This is a genomic window from Rhodovulum viride, assembly GCF_003265965.1.
In the GTDB taxonomy this organism is placed as follows: Bacteria; Pseudomonadota; Alphaproteobacteria; order Rhodobacterales; family Rhodobacteraceae; genus Rhodovulum; species Rhodovulum kholense.
Genome location: NZ_MUAV01000214.1, coordinates 1 through 364 on the forward strand (window position 1 = coordinate 1; position 364 = coordinate 364).

Annotated in this window: 1 protein-coding gene; it reads left to right on the forward strand. The window is 71.7% G+C overall.

Annotated features, from left to right (window positions below):
* Window positions 1-291: winged helix-turn-helix domain-containing protein (locus BYZ73_RS21915; protein ID WP_146746426.1), on the forward strand; the 291-nt coding region annotated here is incomplete at its 5' end.
* Between the last annotated feature and the right edge of the window lie 73 nt (window positions 292-364).

Consider the following 364-nt stretch of genomic DNA (forward strand, 5'->3'; position numbering starts at 1 on the left):
CAGGCCGATGAGGCGGTCGGCCGCTGGTCGGGGCCGCGGCGCCTGACCGGGACGGAACGGGCGCTGTTTCTGATCCTTTACCGCCGCGAGGGGCGGTTCGTGGCGCGCGAAAGTCTGCTGGCGGCACTCTGGCCAGACCAGCCCGAGGCGGGCGGGTCCAACCTGCTGACCGTCTACCTGTCGCGCCTGCGCTCCAAGCTGCGCGGGCTGATCGAGATCGACTGCGATCCGTGGTCCGGCTGGACGCTGCGCCGGATGCCGGATGTCGTTTTTCCCTGGGAGGATGCCTGATGGCCCTTTCGCGTTTCCCCGCCGCCATGCCGCGCGCGGCCGAGGCGGTGATCGCCGCCGCCGATGCGCTGCG